Source organism: Serinibacter arcticus (genome assembly GCF_004786095.1).
Lineage (GTDB): Bacteria > Actinomycetota > Actinomycetes > Actinomycetales > Beutenbergiaceae > Litorihabitans > Litorihabitans arcticus.
Window position 1 is genome coordinate 594,476 of the sequence record NZ_RHPJ01000001.1, and the last position, 20,498, is coordinate 614,973.

Below are 20,498 nucleotides of genomic sequence, written 5' to 3' on the forward strand. Positions count from 1 at the left end.
CTGCCTCAGTCGTCCAGGCCGGGGCCGATGCCACGACGGCGGTCACGCCCGGAGCCGCGCCCCGCACCGACCAGCAGGTCGCTCGCGCGGTCGTCGCGATCGGCGTCGACGACAACGCCGTCGCGCAGGTACACGGTCCGGTCGGCCCAGGCCGCGAACCGCGGGTCGTGGGTGACGAGCAGACCGGCCGCCCCGGCGTCGATCCGCTGCCGCAGCACGCGCATCACCGCCTCCCCCGTGTGGCTGTCCAGCGCCCCGGTCGGCTCGTCGGCGAGCACGAGCCGCCGCGGCCCCACCAGGGCACGGGCGATCGCGACGCGCTGCTGCTGACCACCGGACATCTCCTCGGGAAACCGGTCGGCGAGCTCGACCACACCGACCTCGGCGAGCGCCGAACGAGCCTGCTCGCGCGCCTCGCGCACGCCCACGCCGTCGAGCTCGCGCGGCAGCGCGACGTTCTCCGCGGCCGTCAGGGCCGGGATCAGGTTGAGGTCCTGGAAGACGTAGCCCACGCGACGACGGCGGATCGCGGCCCGACCCGCGGCGTCCAGGTGCGACAGGAGGTCCCTGCCCAGTCGCACCTCCCCGGCGGAGGGGGTGTCGAGACCTCCAGCGAGGTTCAGGAGCGTCGACTTGCCCGAGCCCGAGGGGCCCATGACCGCGACGAGCTCCCCGAGCCTGACCTCGAGGTCGGCCTCGCGCAGCGCGACGACGCGACGTTCGCCCTCGCCGTGCACGCGCGTGACACCCGTGAGCTCGAGGATGATCGGCGACGCCTCGGTACCCGCCTCCGCCCCTGCGGTCGGACCTGATGCGCGCCGACCGGTCATCGCCCGCGTCCCGTCCAGGTGCTGTCGTCGCTCGCGCCCACCGGTGCGGGAGCCGCGGCCCCCTGCTCCGCGACTCCCGGCACCGGCAGGGCCCCGACCCGTGCGACGGTGGCCTCGACGTGGTCGAGCCAGCGCACCTCCGCCTCCGCGGTGAAGATGAGGTTGTCGAGCACGAGGCTCCAGGCCAGACCCTCGCGCGTGGTCACGTGCTCGGGCTCGCGGGCCTTGAGCCGCGTGTAGTCGCGCAGCGCCCGCATCGACTCCACCCGCTGGGCGTGGACGACGGTGGGGACGTGGACGTCGGGCGACGCGGCGGCGAGCGCGAGCTTGATCACCAGCTCGTCGCGACCGGGGACCGATCGGTCGACGGGCTGGTGCCACCAGCCGTCGGCCTCCTGGTAGCCGGCCTCGGTGAGGCGGTAGGGCTCGGCGTCGCCGGCCTCGTGGGAGTACTCCAGCGGCACGTGCTCCACCAGACCGTCCCGCATCAGCCGCTGGATCGTCGTGTACACCTGCCCGATGTTGAGGGGCCAGGTGCCGCCGGTCCGCGCGTCGAACTCCTTGCGCAGCTCGTAGACGCCCATGGGCCGTTCGGCGAGCAGTGCCACCAGTCCGTGACGCACGGTCATCGTCAACCTCCACCTCGAGTAGGGCAGAGGTTACTCGGAAACCACGCCGACGCAAGCACCGCGGCGGTCGGTGCACCGACCGGTGCGTCGCTCAGAGCGTCAGGCCCACCAGGACCGGCTCGGCCTCGAGCACGACGCCGAAGCTCGCCGCGACGCCGTCGCGCACCTCGCGCGCGAGGGTCACGACGTCCTCGGCGCTCGCCCCGCCGCGATTCGTCAGCGCGAGCGAGTGCTTCGTCGACAGCGACGCCGGACCGGGGAGCCCGTGGCCGCGCTCGAAGCCCGCGTGGGAGATCAGCCAGGCGGCGGAGGACTTCACCGTGCCGGCGGCGTCCCCGATCGGGAACCGCGGCGCGTCCTCGGGGAGGGCACCGGCAGCCTCCGCCGACAGCAGCGGGTTGGTGAAGAACGACCCGGCGCTCCAGGTGTCGGGGTCGGCCGCGTCCAGGACCATGCCCTTCCCCCGGCGCAGCTCGAGCACCGTCTCGCGCACCCTGACGGCGGGGACGCGCTCCCCCACCTCGGCGCCGAGGGCGCGCGCGAGCTCGGCGTAGCGGATCGGCGCGGACAGCGTGGCGTGCGGGATCTGGAGGCCCACCTCGAGGACGACGTACCGGGGCGTGGGGCCCCAGGCGACGCCGTCGGCGTCCCCGGTGAAGGACCGCTTCAGCAGCGACGTGCGGTAGCCCAGCCCCAGCTCGGAGCGGGCGAACGTCTTGATGCGACCGCGCGCTCGGTCCCACGTGCGAACGAAGGCGAGGACGTCGCCGACCTCCTGGCCGTACGCGCCGACGTTCTGCACGGGCGTCGCACCGACGCTGCCGGGGATCCCGGACAGCGCCTCGATGCCCGACCAGCCCTCGTCGACGGCGCGCGCGACCAGGTCGTCCCACACCTCACCGGCGGGGACCACGACGTCGGCCCCGGAGCACGCCGACGACTCGCGCGTCTCGAGGCCGCGCCGGAGGTCGCGCACGACGACGCCGTCGAACGGCTCGTCCGAGGCGAGCACGTTGGAGCCCCCGCCCAGGACCAGCAGCGGCGTCCCGGCCGCATCGGCCTCGCGCACGACGTCGAGCAGCTCCGCCTCGCTGGACGTCTCGCGGTAGGAGCGCACCGGTCCGCCCACGCGCAGCGTGGTCAGGTCGGCGAGAGCGGTCACGGTCGCGGCGGTGGCGGTGGCGGACGGGGCGGATTCGGTCACCTCGCGAGCCTACGTCGCGTCCTGCACCCCGGCGGGTCGCGCGTCGGCGGGCGGCGCCGCGACCCGGGTGACCAGCAGGCTGACGGCGAGCGGCAGGAGGATCACCAGCAGCGCGTTGCGGTAGCCGACGTGCTCGGCCAGGAGGCCGAGCAGCGGCGGCCCCGCGAGGAACGCGGTGTAGCCGATCGAGGAGACGACGGACACCCGAGCGGCCGCGTGCAGCGGGTCGTCGGAGGCGGCCGACATCCCGACCGGGAACCCGAGGGCGGCGCCGAGGCCCCACAGCACGACTCCGACGACGCCGAGCGGCACGGTCGGCGCGAGGCTGAACAGCGTCAGGCCGGTGAGCGCGAGCGCGATGCACAGGCGCAGCACGACCACCCTGCCGAACCGGTCGAGCAGCCCCGTGCCGAGGAACCGCATCGCGGTCATCGCCGCGAGGAAGGCGGCCAGCATCAGGGCGCCGCCGGAGTCGGTGAGGTCGAACGCCTCGATCCCCGCCAGGCCGAGCCAGTCGTTCGCGGCTCCCTCGGTCAGCGCAGCAGACAGGACCAGGAGCCCGATGAGCAGCGTCCGCGGCTCGGCCCAGGCGGCGAACGGGTGGCGGCGCGGGGGCGCGGGGACAGCTGCGGCGGACGGGTCCGTCGCGGCCGAGACGTCGGGGGTGCCACCCGTCTCGGCGAGGAACCGGCGCACGGCCACCGTCACGAGGGCGACGACGGCCACGACCGCCGCCACGACGTGCCACGAGGGCGAGACGCCGAGGTGGGCGGCCAGGGCACCCACGCCGGCACCCGCGACCGTGCCGAGCGAGAACCCGGCGTGGAACATCGGCATGACGGCGCGACCCAGGCCCCGTTCCACCATCGCGCCCTCGAGGTTCATCGCGACGTCCCAGCCCGCGATGCCGACGCTCGCGAACGCGAGGCTCGCCGCCATCAGGACCAGGTTGCCCAGTGCGACGCTCCCGGCCAGCGCGGCGAATCCCGCCCCGGCGACGCAGGTGGCGGCCACCACGGTCCTGGCGGTCCCGAGCCGCATCACGACCGCGCCCGCGAGCGGCAGCGCGACCACGGAGCCGAGCGATCCAACCAGCAGGATCGTGCCGATCGTGGCGGGTCCGACGTCCAGGTCGGTGCGGACGGTCGGGATGCGCGAGACCCACGAGGCGAACAGGAACCCGCTGAGCACGAAGACGCCGAAGGTCGCCCGGAACGCCACCCTCGCGAGCTGGCGCGAGTCCGGCTCGTCCGCACGCATCGAATCGATTCGAGACATGTGCACTAGTGTGGGGCATCCGCCGCCCGGAGGTGACGCCCGCCGTCGTCCCGGAGCACCCCGTCGCAAGCCCCCCGGAGGACGCGTGACCCGTCACGGCCGAGCCACGCTGGCCGACGTCGCCCGCCTGGCCGGGGTGTCGGCGTCGACGGCGTCCCTGACCTTCTCCGGCTCCGGCCCCGTCTCTCCCGCGACCCGCGAACGGGTCCTCGCCGCGGCGAAGGAGCTCGGCTTCTCCGGCCCCGATCCGCTGGCGCGGTCGCTGCGGCGCGGCGAGAGCGGCGTCGTCGGCGTCATCACGAACGAGCTCGCGTCCAGCTTTCGCGACCCGGTCACCCTGCGCACGCTCGACGGCCTCGCCGACGCGCTCGGCGCCCACGACCTCGGCATGCTGCTGATCCGGGCGGGCGAGGCCGGCGAGGGCGCCGATCTGATCCGTCGAGCCGCGATGGATGCCGCCGTCTTCCTGCGCCCGGTCGGACCGCGCGAGCGCGTCGTGGACCTGCTGACCGACCGCGGCATCAACGTCGTGCTGCTCGAGTCGCTCTTCCCCGGCGCGGCCTCGATCCAGATCGCCGACCGGACCGGGATGGCGGAGCTCGCCGGGCGGGTGCGCGACCTCGGCCACACGCGCGTCGCCGTCGTCTCCCTGCCCTGGGCGCCGGGAGAGCCGACGGGACTGCGGCCCGACGCCGGTCCGGACGAGGACGCCTTCCCCTTCACGCAGCGGCGGATCGCCGGGATCCACGACGCCGGCGTGGTCCCGACCCAGGTCTACGTGACCGCGGGGTCGTTGGTCGAGGAGGGCTTCGAGGCCGCCAAGGTGCTGCTGCAGCAGGACGAGCGCCCGACGGCGATCATGGCGTGCTCCGACCTGCTGGCGGCCGGGGTGCTGCTGGCGGCCCGCGAGCTCGGGCTCGCCGTCCCGCGCGACCTGTCGATCACGGGGTTCGACGGCGTCGACCTCCCGTGGCTGGCCCCCGACGTCATCGACTCGGTCGAGCAGCCCGCGACGCGCAAGGGTCAGCTGGGCGGGGAGGCCGCCGTCGCGCTGATGGCGGGCGGTGAGCCCGCGCACACCGAGCTGGCGGTCGTCCAGCGACCGGGGACGACCCTCGGTCCGGCGCCGTCCGACGCCTGAGGGGCCGGAGCAGGAACGGGCTCAGACCCTGACGAAGGCCTGGGCCTTGGCCAGCACGGTGACGCCCAGGGCCTCGGCGCGCAGGTCGACGCGCACGCACGGTGCGCCGTCGTCGTCGCTCACCCCGACGGCGCCGACCGTGCCGGTGATCGTCAGGGTCACGCCCCCCGTGGCGGGCACGGGGATCGGGCGGGAGAACCGCGTGCCGAGGCGCGCCACGCGGGCCGTCCCGTCGCCGGTGTGACCGAGCCAGTCCGTCAGGGCGGAGCCGGCCAGCCCCATCGTGAGCATGCCGTGGGCGATGACGCCCGGCAGACCGACCTCGGTGGCGACGACGTCGTTGTAGTGGATCGGGTTGAAGTCCCGGCTCGCACCGGCGTACCGCACCAGTCGGTCGCGCGTGACCTCGACCTCGCGCGTGAACAGGACGTCTCCGACCGCGGCGTCGGTGAGGGTGCCTGCCGCTGCGGCTGCAGCCCGCTGCGGGACGGCGCTCACGCGTCGGCTCCTCGGACGGCGAGGGTCGAGACGACGGTCGCGACGCCGTCGCCCGCCTCGTCGGTGATCTCGGTGCGGGTGGTGACGAGGGTCAGGCCGCCACGGGCGGTGATCGCGTCGACGTGCACGGCGGTGGTCAGGGTCTCCCCCGCGACGACCGCGCGGCGGTGGGAGAAGGACTCCTCGGCGTGCACGACGCGCGAGAAGTCGACCCCGGAGGCCGGGTCGGCGATGTACTCGGCCTCGGCCTCCTGCGCGATGACGACAGGGAAGGTCACGGGCGCGAGCAGATCGGAAAAGCCACCAGCCCGGGCCTCCGCGATGTCGCGGTGGACCGGGCTGGTGGCGCCGACGGCGTCGGCGAAGGCGATCACGTCTCGGCGTGACACCTCGAACGGCGGGGTCCCGGTGAACACGCTCCCCACGCGGGAGGCGTCAACGGTGGCCGACACGGGTCAGCGCGTCTCGCGGTGCGAGGTGGAGAGGTTGCAGCGCGAGCAGTACTTCTTCATCTCGAGGCGATCCGGCGTGTTACGACGGTTCTTCTTCGTGATGTAGTTGCGCTCCTTGCACTCCGAGCACGCCAGGGTGATCTTCGGGCGGATGTCTGAGCTCTTGCTGGCCACGGCCGTGTCCTTTTCGTCGCGATGCTGCGGTGGTGGTGACGCTCCGGGCATGTCAGCGCAGCTGCTGACGTGCCGATCGACCAGCCTATCCCGGGATGGCCCGGCCAGCTGCGGTAGCGGGAGCGGGGATCGAACCCGCGACCTCACGATTATGAGTCGTGCGCTCTAACCGTCTGAGCTATCCCGCCTCGACGACAGGCCCGCACGCGAGGCGTACGGGCCGGTCATCAGAGCCCCGAAAGGGAATCGAACCCTTGACCTTCTCCTTACCATGGAGACGCTCTGCCGACTGAGCTATCGGGGCAGCCATGCGAGGGTACACGCTTGTCGCCCCGGTAGTGAAATCGAGCGGGCCGTAGGGCTCCCGGGCCCTGGACGGACGTCCGCCGCCCTCCGGGGACCACCCGTCGTACGCTCACGACGTGTCCACACCCACCCCCTCGCGGGCAGGCACTCCCGCCGGCGCTACCGCCTATCTCCTCTGGGGTCTCATCCCCCTGTACATCGCCGCGCTCGCCCCCGCGGGGGCCGTCGAGATCGTCGCCCACCGCGTGCTGTGGAGCCTCGGCCTGTGCCTGCTGCTGCTCGCCGTGACGCGGAGCACAGCCGCCTTCGTCGCGATCCTCCGCGACACCAGGACGCTCGGGCTGCTCGCGCTGGCCGCGGTCCTCATCGCCGTCAACTGGATCACCTACGTGGTCGCGGTCTCGACCCACCACACGGCCGACGCCGCGCTCGGCTACTTCATCAACCCGATCGTCACGGCCCTGCTGGCGGTGCTGGTGCTGCGCGAGAGGCTCCGCACGCCCCAGCTCGTGGCGCTCGGCCTCACCGTCGTCGCCGTCGTCGTGATCGGTGTCGGCTACGGCAGCGTGCCGTGGCTCGCGCTGATCCTCGCGTTCTCGTTCGGGTTCTACGGCCTCATCAAGAACCGGGTCGGCTCGCACGTGGGCGCACTGCCGGGGCTGACCGTGGAGACGGCTGTCCTGGCCCCGCTCGCCCTGGTCTACCTCCTGGTGCTCGCGGTGACCGGGGCGGGCGCCTTCGGCGGACCCGGCGAGGTGGCCGGCCCGTTCTGGTTCGCCGTGCTGCTGGCGCTGTCCGGTCCGATCACCGCGATCCCGCTGCTGCTGTTCGCGACCGCGGCCCGACGCCTGCCGCTGGCGACCATGGCCTCGCTGCAGTACATCGCGCCGATCATGCAGCTCGGGGTGGCCGTCCTGGTCATGGGCGAGCCGATGCCGCTCGCGCGCTGGATCGGGTTCGCCCTGGTCTGGGTGGCGCTGATCGTCATCACGTCCGACGGCGTGCGTCGGCTCCGGAGACAGCCGGCCGTCGTGGGGGCGACCGGGGCTCCGGGACCTCCCGGCACGTCGGGGGTCTAGGCCCCCTCGATTTCACACCCCGCCCACCTGGACGGTATGCTCAACCGGCCCTCCGGGGCACGCACCACCAGCACGGCAGGTTGCCCGAGCGGCCAAAGGGAGCTGACTGTAAATCAGCCGCGTCATGCTACGAGGGTTCGAATCCCCCACCTGCCACGCACACGAAGGCCCGGAACCCCAGCGGTTCCGGGCCTTCGTCGTTGGCGGACGACGTCGTCGGCGGACCCTCGTCGGCGCTCAGCCCTCCGTCGGGCGCTCTTCGCCGCGAGGCGCGGCACTCGACCCACGAGGCGGCGGCGCTGGGTCGCCCAGCGGCCAGACGATGCCGCAGATCTCGCACAGCAGGTTTCCCGTGAGCTGGTCCTGCACCCGCTCGCGCCCGGCCCACTGGTGCGAGCACCACGGCTGACCCACGCGCGTCCAACGCTGTTCAACGGCGTTCTTTCGTGCCCCCACCAGGTCAGGTTACTCATCAACCACGCGGGCGACGTGCGGTCTCGCCGACCGATACGGGCTCGCGTCGCCCGGGTCAGGAGAGCTCGAAGGAACGCCGACGGCGCTAGGTTGGTCGGAGTCGGGGACCCGTCCCCACCGCCCGTCCTCGTACCGCCCGCCCCGGGCCCCGCCCCGCACCCAAGGAAGTGACATGGCTGACTCCTCTTTCGACGTCGTGAGCAAGGTCGACCGCCAGGAGGTGGACAACGCCCTGAACCAGGCCGGCAAGGAGATCGCGCAGCGCTACGACTTCAAGGGTGTCGGCGCCTCCATCGAGTGGAGCGGCGAGAGCATCGTGATCGTGGCCAACTCCCCCGAGCGCGTGACGGCGGTCCTCGACGTGTTCGAGACCAAGCTGGTCAAGCGTGGCGTCTCGCTGAAGTCGATCGACTTCGGCGAGGACAAGGAGGCGAAGATCTCCGGCAAGGAGTACCGCCTCGCGGGCACCCTCAAGGAGGGCCTCAGCTCCGAGAACGCCAAGAAGGTCACGAAGCTGATCCGCGACGACGGCCCCAAGGCGGTCAAGACGCAGATCACCGGCGAGGAGGTCCGCGTCAGCGGGAAGAGCCGTGACGACCTGCAGGACGTCCAGCAGCTCCTCAAGGGTGCCGACCTCGACTTCGCGGTCCAGTTCGTCAACTACCGCTGACGCCGCGCCCGAGCGACGGTGGGAGCGATGTTCTCCGACTGGAGGCGCCGCCGCGCCGCCGCCCGTGTGACGGCGGGTGACGGGCACGCGCTGCCGCGCTACCGCTGGTGGCAGCCCCTGTCGCGATCCCTGCTCCACCTCGATCTGGTCGGGGGCGACGGCGAGCCGGAGCGCTGGTCGGTCGACGTGCGGCTGTGGGGTGACGACGACGGCGACGTGGTCGCGAACCTCTACCGCGACGGGCGGCACCACGCCCGGTCCCGGCTGCCGGCGACGTTCGAGGTTCCGGGCGGCACGATCGCCGTCGTCGCCAGCAGCTTCGGTCTGCGGCGCTGCCACTACGTCGCCGACACCGGCCTCGAGCGCCAGCTCGTTCCCGACCGCGCCTCGGCCGAGGGCCGGCGAGCCCGGCTCGAGCAGCGACACCCGAGCCTGAGCCGGGCGCTCGGCGCGCTCTCGGTCCTCGTGCTCGTCGTCGCCCTGGTGCTGGGAGCGCCGCAGATCGTGCAGCAGATCACCGAGATCCCGCCGATCGCCGAGCGCATCGGGGTGTTCACCTCGCCGATCCACCTCCCCGGCTGGCTCAACGTCAGCGTGCTGGTCGCGACGATCCTGGCCAGCACCGAGCGCGCACTCCGGCTGCGCTACCACTGGCTGCTGGACGGCGGAGCGTTCGACGGCGACGACTGACGCCCAGCGACGGCCGCCGAGAACGTCGCGGGTCGCGTTCCGGACCCCCGGAACGCGAGCCAGGACGTTCTCGGCCGACACCAGACGACGGCGGGGGGCCGTCTACCAGCCGACGGCGACCGGCCAGCCCGTGCGCGCCTTCGTCAGCGGGCGCGCGTAGGCCCCGACCTTGCTGGTGCGCGATCCGCACGCCAGCAGGGCCTCCGCCGTCGTGACGCCCGCCGAGACGGCGTCCACCACCGGGACGGCGAGCGCCGCCGCCAGCTCCGCGCGCACCGCGGTGAACCCCGCGCACCCCAGGACGAGCACGTCGGCCCCCGCCCCGATCGCGCGCTCCCCCGCCGCGACGAAGGCCGCGACGGTCCGCGCGTGGTCCCGGCCCACCTCGAGCACGCCGAGGTCGGCCGCCTCCACGCCGACGCACCGCTGCGCGAGTCCCGCCACCAGCAGGCTGTCCTCGATCTGCCCCCGGACGCGCGGGAGCGTGGTGACGACGCCGTACCGGTGGCCCAGCAGCATGGCGTGCATCGCCGCGGCCTCCGTGATGTCGACGACCGGGCACTCCAGCAGCTCCCTGGCCCCCTCCCGGCCGTGCTCGCCGAACCCCGCCATCACCACGGCGTCGATCTCGACCTCGGCCGGCAGCGTCGTGAGCAGGTCGAGCACCGCGGCCGCCGTGATGAAGCTGTCGTAGAAGCCCTCGGCCGAGGTCGGCCCCCACACCGGCTGCAGGCCGAGGATCTCCGTCCCCGGCGCGGCCACCGCGCGGGCGCCCGCCGCGATCTCCCGGGTCATCTCGCTGGAGGTGTTGCAGTTGACGACGGCGATGCACCGGCCTCCGCCGTCGCCGACCACGGCCGTCACACGAGCGCCGGGACCGGCGCCGGACGCGCCGGGAACGACCCGGGGAACAGGTCGTCCGCGGGGCGCCCGCGCCCGTCGCGCACCGAGTAGGCGAGGCGCATGCGGTCGAACAGCTCCTGCGCCCGGCGTGCGAGCTCCGGCAGGTCGGCGCCGAGCACGTCGCCGTCCAGCATCACCGTGCGCCCGGCGACCACGGTGCGCACGACGTCGCGCCCCGACCCGTTGACCACGAGCGTGCGCAGCGGGTCCTCGATCACACCCGTGGCGAAGTCCGTCAGATCGGCGATCAGGAGGTCGGCGCTCGCCCCGACCGCCAGCCGCCCCAGGTCGGGGCGCCCGAGCGCGTCCGCGGCGTCGCTGGTGGCCGCACGGACGTAGCTCTCCACCCGCCCGGCCGCCAGGCTCCCCTCGAGGATCTTGGCGACCTGGACCCCGACGTCGATCCCCCGCAGCAGGTCCGGCGGGAAGGAGTCGGTGCCCAGCACCATGCGCAGGCCGGCGGCGCGGTAGGCCTCGAACGAGCGCAGCCCGCCCCCGTACCGCGCCGACGTCAGCGGGCAGTGGATGATCGGCACCTCGGCGGCGACGAGCCGCTGCACGTCCGGACCGGCCACGACCGCGGGATCGCGCAGGTCCCCCAGCTGGCTCCCGTGCGGGATCAGCAGGGAGGCCGCGAGCAGCCCGGTCCGCTCGAGGGCGTCGACGACGCCGAGGCCGTAGCGCTCCCGGAGCAGCCCGTCCTCGCGCGGCGACTGCAGGCAGTGCAGGCGGACCATGACGCCGCGCTCGGACGCCGCGGCGGCGGTGGCCGCCATCACCTCGAGCGTGAGCGTCTCGATCCGGCACGGCAGCAGGACACCGTGCACGAGGTCGGAGTCGATCCTCGCGGCCTCCTCGAGGAAGGCGACGGCGTCGGCGAACCCCTCCTCACCGCGCCGCTCGTCCCAGTGGATCCGCAGCTCGCCGCCCTCCGACACGGTGACGCCGGAGCGGTAGGAGGGACCGAGGTAGCCACGCAGCCCGATCCGCTGCGTGATCTCGGCGACGTCGCGGAAGTCCGCGGCCGTCTCGGCCCACGCCGAGTGCACCTCGGACGCGATCGGCATGTAGGTCGTCACGCCGTGCCGGGCCAGCTGTGCGATCGCGTACTCGCGCACCACGGCCCGCTCCGCCTGGTCGAACACGTGCTCCGAGCGCGTGGCGTACTCCGGGGACCACGCGTAGTCCTCGACGTCGGACCACGAGTCCAGGAGGCAGTGGTCGATGTCCGTGAGGGCGTCCAGGTCGATGAGTCCCGGCATCACGAGCTGACCGGAGGCGTCGATCTCCTCGTCGACCGGACCGTCCCAGCCCGTCCCCACGTGCACGATGCGCGTGCCGCGGTAGACGACCTCGGCGTCCCGAAGGAGGACGTGGTCGGTGCCGTCCCAGGCCAGCACGTGGCCGGCGGTGATGCGGGTGGTGCGCTGCGCGCCGTCGTCGCGCGTCACTTCTCCAGCGCCCCGAAGAGGAAGAGGCCGTCGGCCCGCGGCGCCCACGCCAGACCGTCGGTCGTGGCGTAGTTGGTCTCGGGGACGTACAGCGGGATCATCTGGCGGTTGTCGATGTTGAAGGTCATCAGGTCGCCGTAGGCGGCGATGCGCTCCTCACCGGCCACCTCGCGCGTGGCCTGCACCAGCGCGGCGCTCTCCGGGCTCATCGCGTAGTCGTTGTAGCCGCCCGCGAAGAAGTCCTCGACGACCGGGTCGCCGTCCATCTGCGACGGCGCGTACGTGTTGAGGTAGAGCCCGCCGATGTCCTTCTTGTCGTAGACGCGGGAGGAGAACGTGGACTGGTCCATGCCCTCCAGCGTGACCGTCACGCCGACGTCGGCGAGCATGCCCTGGACGGCCTGCACGATCTCCTCGCTCAGCGGGATGCGACCGCCGATGGCGTAGGACAGCGTGATGGGCTCACCGGCGTAGCCGGCCTCGGCGAGCAGCTCCTCGGCCCGGTCGACGTCGGTCTCGCTCGCCTCGATCGACGGGTCGAAGCCCGCGACCGGCGGGGCGATCATCTGCGTCGCGACGGCCGCGCGGCCGGACAGCACCCCGGTGACCAGGGCGTCCTTGTCGATGGCGAGCTCGATCGCCTCGCGCACCCGGACGTCCGCCAGCGGCCCCGACGTGGAGTTGGCGCCGAGGAAGGTCACGCCGTTGGACTCGGTGTTGGCCAGGGTCGCGGCGCCCGTGAGCGAGTCGACCTGGTTGGGCGCGATGAGGGCGACGTCGAGGCTCGAGGAGAGGACACCGTTCAGCCGGGCGTCGGCGTCGGCGATGGTCTGGAAGGTCACCTGCTCGAACGGGGCGCTCTCGCCCCAGTAGTCGGGGTTGCGCTCGATCACGTACTCCACCCCGGGCGTCCGGCTCGCGAACGTGTACGGGCCGGAACCGATCGGGGCGTCCGCGAAGCCCTCGGAGCCCAGCTCGGTGTAGACGTCCTCCGGCACGATCGAGACCGACGTGGTGATGGAGGGGAACGGCGAGAACGGGGTGTTGAGGCGGAACAGGACCGTGGTCTCGTCCACGACCTCCACGCTCTCCAGCGGGCGCATGTAGGTGTAGGGGTCCGACGCCGGGTTCTCCAGGATCGTGGTGTAGCTGAAGGCCACGTCCTGGGCGGTCAGCGGCGCACCGTTGCTGAAGGTGACGTCGTCGCGGAGCGTGAACGTCCACTCCGTGAGGTCCTCGCTCGAGGTCCACTCGGTCGCCAGCAGCGGCTGGAGCTCGCCGCTCGCATCGAGCCGGGTCAGGGAGTCGAAGACGTTGTAGTAGTAGCTGTAGCCGGCGAGCGACCCGTCGACGAGGGGGTCGGGGACCGCCGTCGGCTCGGTGACGGCGCCGAGCGTGATGCTGGGCAGCTCCTGCTCACCACCGGACGCGGCGGTGTCGGAGCCGCTGCCGCACGCGGTCAGCGTGAGAGCGAGAGCCAGGCCGAGGGCGAGGACGGGGGCGTGACGTCGTGCCATGAGGGTGCTCCTTGGGAGGGGTCGAGCGCGGGGCGGGGTGAGGTGGACGCGGGGGTGTGGTGGACGCGGGGGTGTGGTGGTGACGGCGGAGCTCAGCTGGGTGAGGTCGCCAGCGCCGCCGGCCGGCGGTGGGGGTCGGGGACCGGGACGGACCCCAGCAGGAGGGACGTGTAGGGGTGGGCGGGTGCGGTGAACACCGCGTCACGCGTGCCGAGCTCGACGATCCGGCCCCGCTGCATGACCGCGACCCGTGTCGCGATGTGCCGGATCACCGACAGGTCGTGCGCGATGAACAGGTAGGACAGGCCGAGCCGCTCCTGGAGGTCGGCCAGCAGGTTGAGCACCTGGGCCTGCACGGAGACGTCGAGGGCGGAGACCGGTTCGTCGAGCACGAGCACGTCGGGGTCGAGGGCGAGCGCCCTGGCGATGCCGATCCGCTGGCGCTGGCCGCCCGAGAACTCCGCCGGGCGCTTGCCGAACGAGTCGCGCGTCAGACCCACCTGCTCGAACAGCTCGGTGACCCGCTCCCGGCTGTAGACCCGGTTGATCCGCAGCGGCTCCGCGATGATCTCGTGCGCGGTCAGGTGCGGGTTGAGGGAGGAGAACGGGTCCTGGAAGACCATCTGGATCCGGCGGCGCATCGCCAGCCGCTGCCGGGGGGTGGCCGTGGCCACGTCCTGCCCGAACACCGACACCTGCCCGGCCGCGATCGGGTTCAGGCCGAAGATCGTGCGGACCAGGGTCGACTTGCCGCAGCCCGACTCCCCCACCAGCGCGAGCGTCTCGCCCTGGTGCAGGGTGAGGTCGACCCCGTCGACCGCCCGGAGGGTCTGGCGGCGCGTGCCGCGCCGCGAGGTGAACTCCACCGTCAACCCCTCCGCCCGGATGGCGTCGATGCTCGCCTCGAGGGCGGAGCGCTCGCGGCCGCCGTCGCGCGGCTGGGCGCCGGCCGGCGTCGGGCCGAGGACGGGGCTCACGCGTCCACCATCGCGGTGAGCGGGGTGCACGCGGCCGCGTGCCCGGGGGTGAGCAGCTCCAGGGTCGGGCGCCCCTCGGCGCACGCGTCGGTGCGCAGCGGGCTGCCGCACCGGGGTGCGAACGGGCAGCCGTCGGGTCGGCCGTGCACCGACGGCGGCGAACCGGGGATCGCGTACGCGCGAGCGCCGAGGTTCTGCGCCGTCAGGAGGCTGTCGAGGAGCCCGCGGGTGTACGGGTGGCGCGGGTCGTCGAAGACGTCCCAGACCGTGCCCGTCTCCACGAACCGCCCCGCGTACATCACGGCCACCCGGTCGGCGATCTGCGCCACCAGGCCGAGGTCGTGGGTGATCATCACCATCGCCGCGCCGGTCGCCGCGCGCTGGTCCGCCAGCACCTGGACCACCTGCGCCTGGACGGTCACGTCGAGCGCGGTGGTGGGCTCGTCGGCCAGCAGCACGGCGGGGTCGTTGGCCATCGCCATGCCGATGACGGCGCGCTGGCGCATGCCGCCGGACCACTCGTGGGGGTAGGAGCGCATGCGCTCGCGCGGCTCCGCGATCCCCACCCGCACGAGGATCTCCTCCACCTGGGCCCTGACCTGGGCGCGCGGGGTCCGGGGCCGGTGCGCGAGGATCGCGCGCCCGATCTGGTCGCCCACGCGCCGCACCGGGTTCAGGCTCGACATCGGGTCCTGGAAGACCATCGCGACGTCCTTGCCGCGGATGGCGCGCAGCTCCTTCTCGGGTGCACCCCGCAGCTCACGACCGCGCAGCCGGATGCTCCCGCCGATCACCTCCAGGGGCCGCGGCAGGAGCCCCAGCACGGCCAGCGCCGTGACGGACTTCCCGCTGCCGGACTCCCCGACGATGCACAGCGACTCCCCCTCCGCCAGGGTGAAGGAGACGTCCTCGACGACGGCGATCTCGCGGTCGCCCTCGGTGTAGCCGACGCGGAGGTTCTCGACCTCCAGCAGCTGGGCCATGGCGCTACTCCTTCCGGCCGCGGGCGCGGCGCGAGGGTCGACGGGCGGCGGCGCGCTCGGACGTGAACCGCTGGCTGACGAGGTTCATCCCGGCCACCGCGAGGAAGATCGCCACGCCCGGCACGATCGCCTGGGCGGGGTTCTGGCGCAGGTACTTCTGGGACTCGCCGATCATCGATCCCCAGCTCGGGACGGGCGGCTGGACCCCGAGACCGAGGTAGTCGAACGAGGACATCAGCAGGATCACCGCACCGACGTCGGTGCTCGCCAGGATCAGCATCTGCGAGAAGACCGTGGGCAGGACGTGCACCCGCAGGATCCGCGCGGTCCGCGCGCCCTGCAGCGCGGGGGCGAGCACGAAGTCGCGCTGCCGCAGGGACGTCGCGGACGTCCGCGCCACCCTGGCGTAGCCGACCCAGTAGGTGACGGCGAGCACGATGACCATGAGCTTGATGCTCGGCCCGAACGTCGCCGCCAGGGCGGTCAGGACGAGGATCATCGGCAGGGCGAGCTTCACGTCGGCCAGCGCCATCATCGCGTTGTCGAGGCGGCCGCCGAAGTAGCCGGCCACGGTGCCCACGATCATCCCGATGAGGGCGTTGACCACGATGATCACCACGACGACGCCGACGGTCACCCGCCCGGCGAGAGCGAGCCGCGACGCGGTGTCCCGCCCGAGGCTGTCCGTGCCGAACAGGTGGGCGGGGTCGGCGCCCGGGGTCAGCAGGATCCGGCCCAGGTCCTGCCCGTAGGGGTCGTAGGACGGCAGCAGCGGGTAGAGCAGGGAGTAGCCGACGACGACCGTCAGCATGGCCAGGCCGATCCAGTGCCACGGCCCCAGACCCCAGGAGCGGGGTCCGGCGATCCGTCGTGGACGGCGCGATCCCCGGTCGAGCGGGGCGGCGGGGACGAGGGCGGGGTCGAGCTCGCGGTCGACGCCGTCGAGCGGCTGGGTGGCGGTCATGCGAGACGCACCCGGGGGTCCAGGACGCCCTGGACCAGGTCGACCAGCAGGTTGGCCGCCACGAAGAGTGCGGCGACCACGATCATGCCGGACTGCACCACCGGGAAGTCCCTGGCGTAGACCGATCCGACGATCAGCTGACCCAGTCCGGGCCAGGCGAAGACGTTCTCGATGAGCACGAGTCCTCCCAGGAAGGCTCCGAGGTTGATGCCGGCGAGCGTGAGCACCGGGAGGATCGCGTTCGGCAGCACCTCCCGGAAGACGATGAAGGCGCGGCCCTCGCCCCGGGCCCTGGCGGTGCGGACGTAGTCGGAGGCGCCCTCGAGGGACATGGAGTTGTCCAGGAGCCTCGTGTAGACGACGAACTGGCCGGTGCCGATCGTCAGGGCCGGCATCAGGACGGACAGCGGTGCGGAGTTGCCGAGCGACGGCAGCCAGCCGAGGTGCACCGAGAGGGTCAGCACCAGCAGCAGACCGAAGAAGAAGTCGGGGATCGAGGCGCGCACCGATCCGACGCTCAGCACCGTCGAGCGCAGGATGCGGCTCCCCGTGTACTGGACGATCAGCACCGCCCCGAAGGCCAGCACCAGGGCGAAGGCGAGACCCACCAGCCCGAGGTGCAGCGAGACCGGCAGCCGCTCCGCGACCAGCGCCATCGACGACGTCCCGGTCTCGCGGTAGGAGTTCTGGAAGTCGCCGCGGAGCAGGCCACCGAGGTAGTCGCCGAACTGCACGATCACCGGGCGGTCGAATCCGAGCTCGGCGTTCAGCGCGTCGCGCTGCTCCTGCGTCGCGTTCTCCGGCAGGAGCTGCGCGGCCGGGGAACCGGCGAGGCGCCCGAAGACGAAGGCGATCAGGACGACGGCGAAGATCGTCACGAGCGCCTGCAGCAGCCGCCGTCCGACGAAGCGTGTCATCGGGGCGTCCGGGCCGGGACGAGGGGCGTCCTGGCGTTCGATGGGCGGTTCACGCTGCAACACCTCCGGGGGGAGTCGGACCTGGCTGTATACAGAATGACCGGACCAGTGTTTCCGGCGTAGGACCCGGCGTAAACGACGTGTGAACACTTTCGGGCTCGAAATGTTGCAACCGCGTTACTTTGAGCGCCACGCCGGGAGGTGCGGTGATACGACGTCACCCATAGCCACTCCGGCGTCGCGCTCCGTCTGTATACAGTTGCCACATTCCAGGAAGGGGATGCCCATGACCCGACTCGTCGACGACGCCACGTGCGCGGCGCTGCTCCGGCCGCGCGACGTCGCCGTCGCGCTCGCCGCGGCGCACATCGCCCACCACCGCGGCGCGATCGCGCAGCCGGTGCCGACGGCGCTCGACCTGCCCGGTCACGGCCGACTGGATGCGGAGCGACGCCCGCGGCACGTGCTGATGTCGGCGGCCGACGGCGACCTGACCGTCGTCAAGACGCTGCTGGACGCCCCGGCCCGGCGCGACGACGGCGGCCCCGCCCAGCGCTCGGTGCTGGCCGTCCACTCCACACGCACCGGGGACTGTCTGGCGCTGCTCGACGGCCGCACCCTCACGCGCGTGCGCACGGCCGCCGCCACGGTGCTGGCCGTCGCGACGCTGGCGCGGCAGGACCTGCGGGTGCTCGGCGTCCTGGGGGCCGGCGCGCTCGCCCTGGAGCACCTGCGGGCCGCGCGGGACCACCTCGACCCGGCGGAGGTCGTCCTCTGGTCCCGGACCCCGGCGTCGGTCGAGGCCCTGGCCGCGAGCGCCCGCGAGCTCGGGCTGCGGGCGCGGGTCGCTGACTCGCCCGCCGCCGTGGCGGCGAGCGCCGACGCCGTCGTCACGGTCACGCCGGCGACCGACCCGCTCCTGATGGCCGGTGACCTGCGGCCCGGCCTGCACGTCTCCGCCGTCGGCTCGCCTCCGCGGCCGGGCTACCGTGAGGTTGATGCCGGGTCGTTCGCCCGTGCTGATCTGGTCGTGGTCGACGACCGCGCCGTCGCCCTCGCCGAGTCCGCCCAGGTCCGCGACGCCGTGGCCGCCGGGTTCGACGGCGGCGCGCTGGTGGAGATCGGCGCCGTCCTGGCCGGGGACCACCCGGGGCGCACCGACCCGGACCAGATCACGCTCCACAGCTCCATCGGCGTGGCACTGCAGGACCTGGCCACGGTCCGCCTGATCCTGGAACGCCTCGGCACGTCCGTCCCCTGACCCCTCGCACCAGCCGGACCGCCCCGCACGACCGATCTCCCTAGGATGCCGCCATGTCCCTCGTGACCGACCCGTCCGTCGACACCGACGACGACCACCTCTCCGCCTCGCTGGCCACCCGCACCTACGAGACGCTGCGCCGCCGCATCATCCTCGGCGAGTTCGCGCAGGGGTCGCGGCTGCCGGAGCAGCGCCTGGCGGACGAGCTCGAGGTCTCGCGGATACCGCTGCGCGAGGCGCTGTCGCGACTGGCCACCGACGGGCTGATCGAGACCACCCACCGGCGCAGCGCCGTCGTGGCCTCCTGGACGACGAGCACCGTGCACGACCTGTTCGACGCCAGGCTCGCGCTCGAGACGAGCGCCGCGGCGCGAGCGGCGGCCCGCGTGGCGGGTGTGGCGCAGCTCGAGGACGCCCTGGAGCGCTCGGTGGTGGAGCTCCGCGCGGGCGACGAGCTGGGGTTCGCCGAGGCGAACGTCCGCTTCCACCAGGCGCTCGTCGGGGCGGCCGGCAACCCCCTCATCGACGGGCTGATGCGGACCGTCTCGGCCCGGATGGTCTGGCTGTTCTACCTGACGGCGCACCGCGACCACGAGGAGGCGTGCCGCGAGCACTCCGCGATCGTCTCGGCGATCCGCGAGGGCAACGTGCGCCTGGCCGAGACCCTCGTCTACGCGCACATCGAGGTCGGCCGCGCGCCGTCGCTCGAGTCGATGCGCGTCATCCTGCAGGGCTGAGAGCCCCGGGACACCTGCTCAGCCGAGCAGGACCCCGTCCTGCGCGACCACGCGGCCGCCGCGCAGCACGGTGCGGCCGCCGTCGCGGTCCATCACGGCCGCCGTGGGCGTGTCCCCGCGCAGCAGCACCACGTCCGCCGCGTCTCCGACGGCGAGTCCCGGCCGGTCCTCGAGCGACGTCAGCCGCGGGGCGGCCGGGTCGATCACGGAGCGGCCGCCGACGGTCGCCACCGCGAGCGCGTGCTCGATCAGCGCGTCCCGGTTCCAGCCCTGCGTGAACGCCAGCTGCCAGGTGCGGTCGAGCATGTCGGTGGTGCCGTAGGGCGACCAGTAGTCGCGCTGACCGTCCTGCCCCAGTCCCGCGCGGATCCCGCGCGCGAGGACGTCGGTCATGGGCAGCCCCTCCCGCGGCCCCGGGGCCACGGTGGTGAGCGCGACGTCCCACTCCGCGATCCGGTCGAGCACGCCCGCCACGGCGGGCAGCCCGGAGGCGAGCGCGAAGGAGTGGGCGAGCGTGACCCGGGAGGTGAGCCCGTGGGCGCGGATGCGGTCGAGCACCAGCCCCATCGAGAACAGCCCGAGCTCGCCCGCCTCGTGGAGGTGGATGTCGATCGGGACGTCGTGCCGCTCGGCGAGGTCGAAGACGATGTCGAGGTGGGCGACCGGGTTCCGGTCGAGACCGCACGGGTCGATCCCGCCGACGACGTCGGCCCCCTCGCGCAGCGCCGCGTCCATCAGCTCGGGCACCCCGGGCTCCAGGAGCAGGCCGGCCTGCGGGAACGCGACGATCTGGACGTCGGCCCGGCCGGCGTGCGCCTCGCGCGCCGCGACGACCCCCGCCAGGCGCTCCAGCCCGCAGTCGGCGTCGACCTGCGCGTAGGAGCGAGCGCTCGTCAGACCGTGGCCGATGGCGCGACCCAGCGTGGTCGTGGCGCGCTCGGCGACGCTCGCCCCGGCGTCGCGCCAGTTCTCGCGGTCGTTCATGATGCAGTCCCACAGGGTCCGGGGCTCCGGCACGGAGTGCGACCGGAACGGCAGGCCCACGCGCGTGGAGTCCAGGTGGACGTGGACGTCGCTGAAGGAGGGCAGAAGGATCCGCCCCTCGCCCGGGACGTCGTCGGGCTCGGGCGGCCGGGCGGCGTCGTGCGCCGCGATCGCGGCGATCCGGCCGTCGTCGACGGTGACGTCGCTCGCGGGGGCGCCCCAGGGGCGGACGTTGACGAGGGTGGTGGAGACCATGCCTCCTGTATACCGGATCCACGTGACGGGCGCGTGTCGGTATGATGGGCTCGCTCTCGCTGCCGGTCGCGTATACCGCAGGGGCCGGACCCATCCGCGGCGACCCTTGCCCCGAACCTCCCAC

Annotated in this window: 21 protein-coding genes and 3 tRNA genes; 7 read left to right on the forward strand and 17 right to left on the reverse strand. The window is 73.2% G+C overall.

Going from position 1 to position 20,498, the window contains the following annotated elements; genetic code table 11:
* Positions 1–5: 5 nt before the first annotated feature.
* The 4 genes from SERN_RS02805 to SERN_RS02820 form a co-directional block, all read right to left on the reverse strand.
* Positions 6–830, reverse strand: a complete 825-nt coding sequence (locus SERN_RS02805; RefSeq protein ID WP_135848580.1) for an ABC transporter ATP-binding protein — start codon at positions 828–830, stop codon at positions 6–8.
* Positions 827–1,459 carry a PadR family transcriptional regulator gene (locus SERN_RS02810; RefSeq protein WP_135848581.1) on the reverse strand — a complete coding sequence of 211 codons (633 nt, stop codon included), beginning with the start codon at positions 1,457–1,459 and terminating at the stop codon, positions 827–829. Before SERN_RS02810 ends, SERN_RS02805 begins: the two co-directional genes overlap by 4 nt.
* A gap of 91 nt (positions 1,460–1,550) precedes the next feature.
* Complete coding sequence (locus SERN_RS02815) at positions 1,551–2,663, reverse strand: UDP-N-acetylmuramate dehydrogenase (protein WP_135848582.1); 1,113 nt, start codon at positions 2,661–2,663, stop codon at positions 1,551–1,553.
* A 9-nt stretch (positions 2,664–2,672) separates the two neighbouring features.
* Positions 2,673–3,941 (reverse strand): MFS transporter, encoded by a 1,269-nt coding sequence (locus SERN_RS02820; protein WP_233251417.1) that lies wholly within the window; start codon positions 3,939–3,941, stop codon positions 2,673–2,675.
* Between the two features lie 85 nt (positions 3,942–4,026).
* Here SERN_RS02820 and SERN_RS02825 point away from each other — a divergent pair, with 85 nt between their 5' ends.
* Positions 4,027–5,082, forward strand: coding sequence for a LacI family DNA-binding transcriptional regulator (locus tag SERN_RS02825; RefSeq protein ID WP_233251418.1), 1,056 nt, complete (start codon positions 4,027–4,029; stop codon positions 5,080–5,082).
* 21 nt (positions 5,083–5,103) lie between these two features.
* Here the strand turns inward: SERN_RS02825 and SERN_RS02830 are convergent, their stop codons facing one another.
* The 5 genes from SERN_RS02830 to SERN_RS02850 all read right to left on the reverse strand — a co-directional run bounded on the left by SERN_RS02830 (position 5,104) and on the right by SERN_RS02850 (position 6,510).
* The gene (locus SERN_RS02830; RefSeq protein ID WP_135848584.1) at positions 5,104–5,580 is read right to left on the reverse strand and encodes a MaoC/PaaZ C-terminal domain-containing protein; all 477 of its coding nucleotides are present in this window, start codon (positions 5,578–5,580) and stop codon (positions 5,104–5,106) included.
* Entirely contained in the window at positions 5,577–6,032 is a 456-nt protein-coding gene (locus SERN_RS02835) for an FAS1-like dehydratase domain-containing protein (protein ID WP_135848585.1), read from the reverse strand. Before SERN_RS02835 ends, SERN_RS02830 begins: the two co-directional genes overlap by 4 nt.
* A gap of 3 nt (positions 6,033–6,035) precedes the next feature.
* Positions 6,036–6,206 (reverse strand): 50S ribosomal protein L33, encoded by a 171-nt coding sequence (gene rpmG / locus SERN_RS02840; RefSeq protein ID WP_135848586.1) that lies wholly within the window; start codon positions 6,204–6,206, stop codon positions 6,036–6,038.
* Between the two features lie 114 nt (positions 6,207–6,320).
* Positions 6,321–6,394, reverse strand: a tRNA-Met gene (locus tag SERN_RS02845).
* Positions 6,395–6,437: 43 nt separating this feature from the next.
* Positions 6,438–6,510: transfer RNA gene (locus tag SERN_RS02850), tRNA-Thr, on the reverse strand.
* A 118-nt stretch (positions 6,511–6,628) separates the two neighbouring features.
* Between SERN_RS02850 and rarD the strand changes: the two genes are divergently transcribed.
* The 4 genes from rarD to SERN_RS02870 all read left to right on the forward strand — a co-directional run bounded on the left by rarD (position 6,629) and on the right by SERN_RS02870 (position 9,425).
* Complete coding sequence (gene rarD / locus SERN_RS02855) at positions 6,629–7,591, forward strand: EamA family transporter RarD (RefSeq protein ID WP_135848587.1); 963 nt, start codon at positions 6,629–6,631, stop codon at positions 7,589–7,591.
* 74 nt (positions 7,592–7,665) lie between these two features.
* Positions 7,666–7,747 (forward strand) — tRNA-Tyr (locus tag SERN_RS02860).
* A gap of 490 nt (positions 7,748–8,237) precedes the next feature.
* Positions 8,238–8,735 (forward strand): YajQ family cyclic di-GMP-binding protein, encoded by a 498-nt coding sequence (locus SERN_RS02865; RefSeq protein ID WP_135848588.1) that lies wholly within the window; start codon positions 8,238–8,240, stop codon positions 8,733–8,735.
* A gap of 27 nt (positions 8,736–8,762) precedes the next feature.
* On the forward strand, positions 8,763–9,425 hold the full coding sequence (locus tag SERN_RS02870) for a hypothetical protein (RefSeq protein WP_135848589.1): 663 nt from the start codon (positions 8,763–8,765) through the stop codon (positions 9,423–9,425).
* A gap of 102 nt (positions 9,426–9,527) precedes the next feature.
* Here SERN_RS02870 and SERN_RS02875 read toward each other — a convergent pair whose 3' ends face one another.
* The 7 genes from SERN_RS02875 to SERN_RS02900 all read right to left on the reverse strand — a co-directional run bounded on the left by SERN_RS02875 (position 9,528) and on the right by SERN_RS02900 (position 17,137).
* The gene (locus SERN_RS02875; protein ID WP_233251419.1) at positions 9,528–10,280 is read right to left on the reverse strand and encodes an aspartate/glutamate racemase family protein; all 753 of its coding nucleotides are present in this window, start codon (positions 10,278–10,280) and stop codon (positions 9,528–9,530) included.
* 5 nt (positions 10,281–10,285) lie between these two features.
* Positions 10,286–11,779, reverse strand: coding sequence for a chlorohydrolase family protein (locus SERN_RS02880; RefSeq protein ID WP_199241479.1), 1,494 nt, complete (start codon positions 11,777–11,779; stop codon positions 10,286–10,288).
* Entirely contained in the window at positions 11,776–13,296 is a 1,521-nt protein-coding gene (locus SERN_RS02885; RefSeq protein ID WP_135848590.1) for an ABC transporter substrate-binding protein, read from the reverse strand. Before SERN_RS02885 ends, SERN_RS02880 begins: the two co-directional genes overlap by 4 nt.
* A 92-nt stretch (positions 13,297–13,388) precedes the next feature.
* A complete protein-coding gene (locus SERN_RS15415) occupies positions 13,389–14,273 on the reverse strand; it encodes an ATP-binding cassette domain-containing protein (protein WP_233251420.1) in 885 nt (294 codons plus the stop codon).
* Positions 14,270–15,256, reverse strand: coding sequence for an ABC transporter ATP-binding protein (locus SERN_RS15420; RefSeq protein WP_199241480.1), 987 nt, complete (start codon positions 15,254–15,256; stop codon positions 14,270–14,272). Before SERN_RS15420 ends, SERN_RS15415 begins: the two co-directional genes overlap by 4 nt.
* A 4-nt stretch (positions 15,257–15,260) precedes the next feature.
* Positions 15,261–16,220: an ABC transporter permease gene (locus SERN_RS02895; protein ID WP_135848591.1), complete on the reverse strand. Its 960-nt coding sequence runs from the start codon at positions 16,218–16,220 to the stop codon at positions 15,261–15,263.
* Positions 16,217–17,137 carry an ABC transporter permease gene (locus SERN_RS02900; RefSeq protein WP_135848592.1) on the reverse strand — a complete coding sequence of 307 codons (921 nt, stop codon included), beginning with the start codon at positions 17,135–17,137 and terminating at the stop codon, positions 16,217–16,219. The genes SERN_RS02895 and SERN_RS02900 overlap by 4 nt, the downstream gene beginning before the upstream one ends.
* 286 nt (positions 17,138–17,423) lie before the next feature.
* Here SERN_RS02900 and SERN_RS02905 point away from each other — a divergent pair, with 286 nt between their 5' ends.
* Both SERN_RS02905 and SERN_RS02910 read left to right on the forward strand, forming a co-directional pair.
* Positions 17,424–18,398, forward strand: a complete 975-nt coding sequence (locus tag SERN_RS02905) for an ornithine cyclodeaminase family protein (RefSeq protein ID WP_158292546.1) — start codon at positions 17,424–17,426, stop codon at positions 18,396–18,398.
* Between the two features lie 53 nt (positions 18,399–18,451).
* Positions 18,452–19,135, forward strand: coding sequence for a GntR family transcriptional regulator (locus tag SERN_RS02910; protein WP_135848594.1), 684 nt, complete (start codon positions 18,452–18,454; stop codon positions 19,133–19,135).
* An 18-nt stretch (positions 19,136–19,153) separates the two neighbouring features.
* On the opposite strand, the gene SERN_RS02915 is transcribed toward SERN_RS02910, so the two are convergent.
* On the reverse strand, positions 19,154–20,374 hold the full coding sequence (locus tag SERN_RS02915; protein WP_135848595.1) for an amidohydrolase family protein: 1,221 nt from the start codon (positions 20,372–20,374) through the stop codon (positions 19,154–19,156).
* Between the last annotated feature and the right edge of the window lie 124 nt (positions 20,375–20,498).

Excerpts from the sequence above, each read along its gene's own strand:
- SERN_RS02810 (WP_135848581.1), bottom strand. The coding sequence starts at position 1,459 with ATGACCGTGCGTCACGGACTGGTGGCACTGCTCGCCGAACGGCCCATG.
- SERN_RS02900 (WP_135848592.1), bottom strand. The coding sequence starts at position 17,137 with ATGACACGCTTCGTCGGACGGCGGCTGCTGCAGGCGCTCGTGACGATC.
- SERN_RS02910 (WP_135848594.1), top strand. The coding sequence starts at position 18,452 with ATGTCCCTCGTGACCGACCCGTCCGTCGACACCGACGACGACCACCTC.
- SERN_RS02870 (WP_135848589.1), top strand. The coding sequence starts at position 8,763 with ATGTTCTCCGACTGGAGGCGCCGCCGCGCCGCCGCCCGTGTGACGGCG.
- SERN_RS15420 (WP_199241480.1), bottom strand. The coding sequence starts at position 15,256 with ATGGCCCAGCTGCTGGAGGTCGAGAACCTCCGCGTCGGCTACACCGAG.
- SERN_RS02885 (WP_135848590.1), bottom strand. The coding sequence starts at position 13,296 with ATGGCACGACGTCACGCCCCCGTCCTCGCCCTCGGCCTGGCTCTCGCT.
- SERN_RS02905 (WP_158292546.1), top strand. The coding sequence starts at position 17,424 with ATGACCCGACTCGTCGACGACGCCACGTGCGCGGCGCTGCTCCGGCCG.
- SERN_RS02865 (WP_135848588.1), top strand. The coding sequence starts at position 8,238 with ATGGCTGACTCCTCTTTCGACGTCGTGAGCAAGGTCGACCGCCAGGAG.
- SERN_RS02820 (WP_233251417.1), bottom strand. The coding sequence starts at position 3,941 with ATGTCTCGAATCGATTCGATGCGTGCGGACGAGCCGGACTCGCGCCAG.
- SERN_RS02895 (WP_135848591.1), bottom strand. The coding sequence starts at position 16,220 with ATGACCGCCACCCAGCCGCTCGACGGCGTCGACCGCGAGCTCGACCCC.
- SERN_RS02805 (WP_135848580.1), bottom strand. The coding sequence starts at position 830 with ATGACCGGTCGGCGCGCATCAGGTCCGACCGCAGGGGCGGAGGCGGGT.
- SERN_RS02915 (WP_135848595.1), bottom strand. The coding sequence starts at position 20,374 with ATGGTCTCCACCACCCTCGTCAACGTCCGCCCCTGGGGCGCCCCCGCG.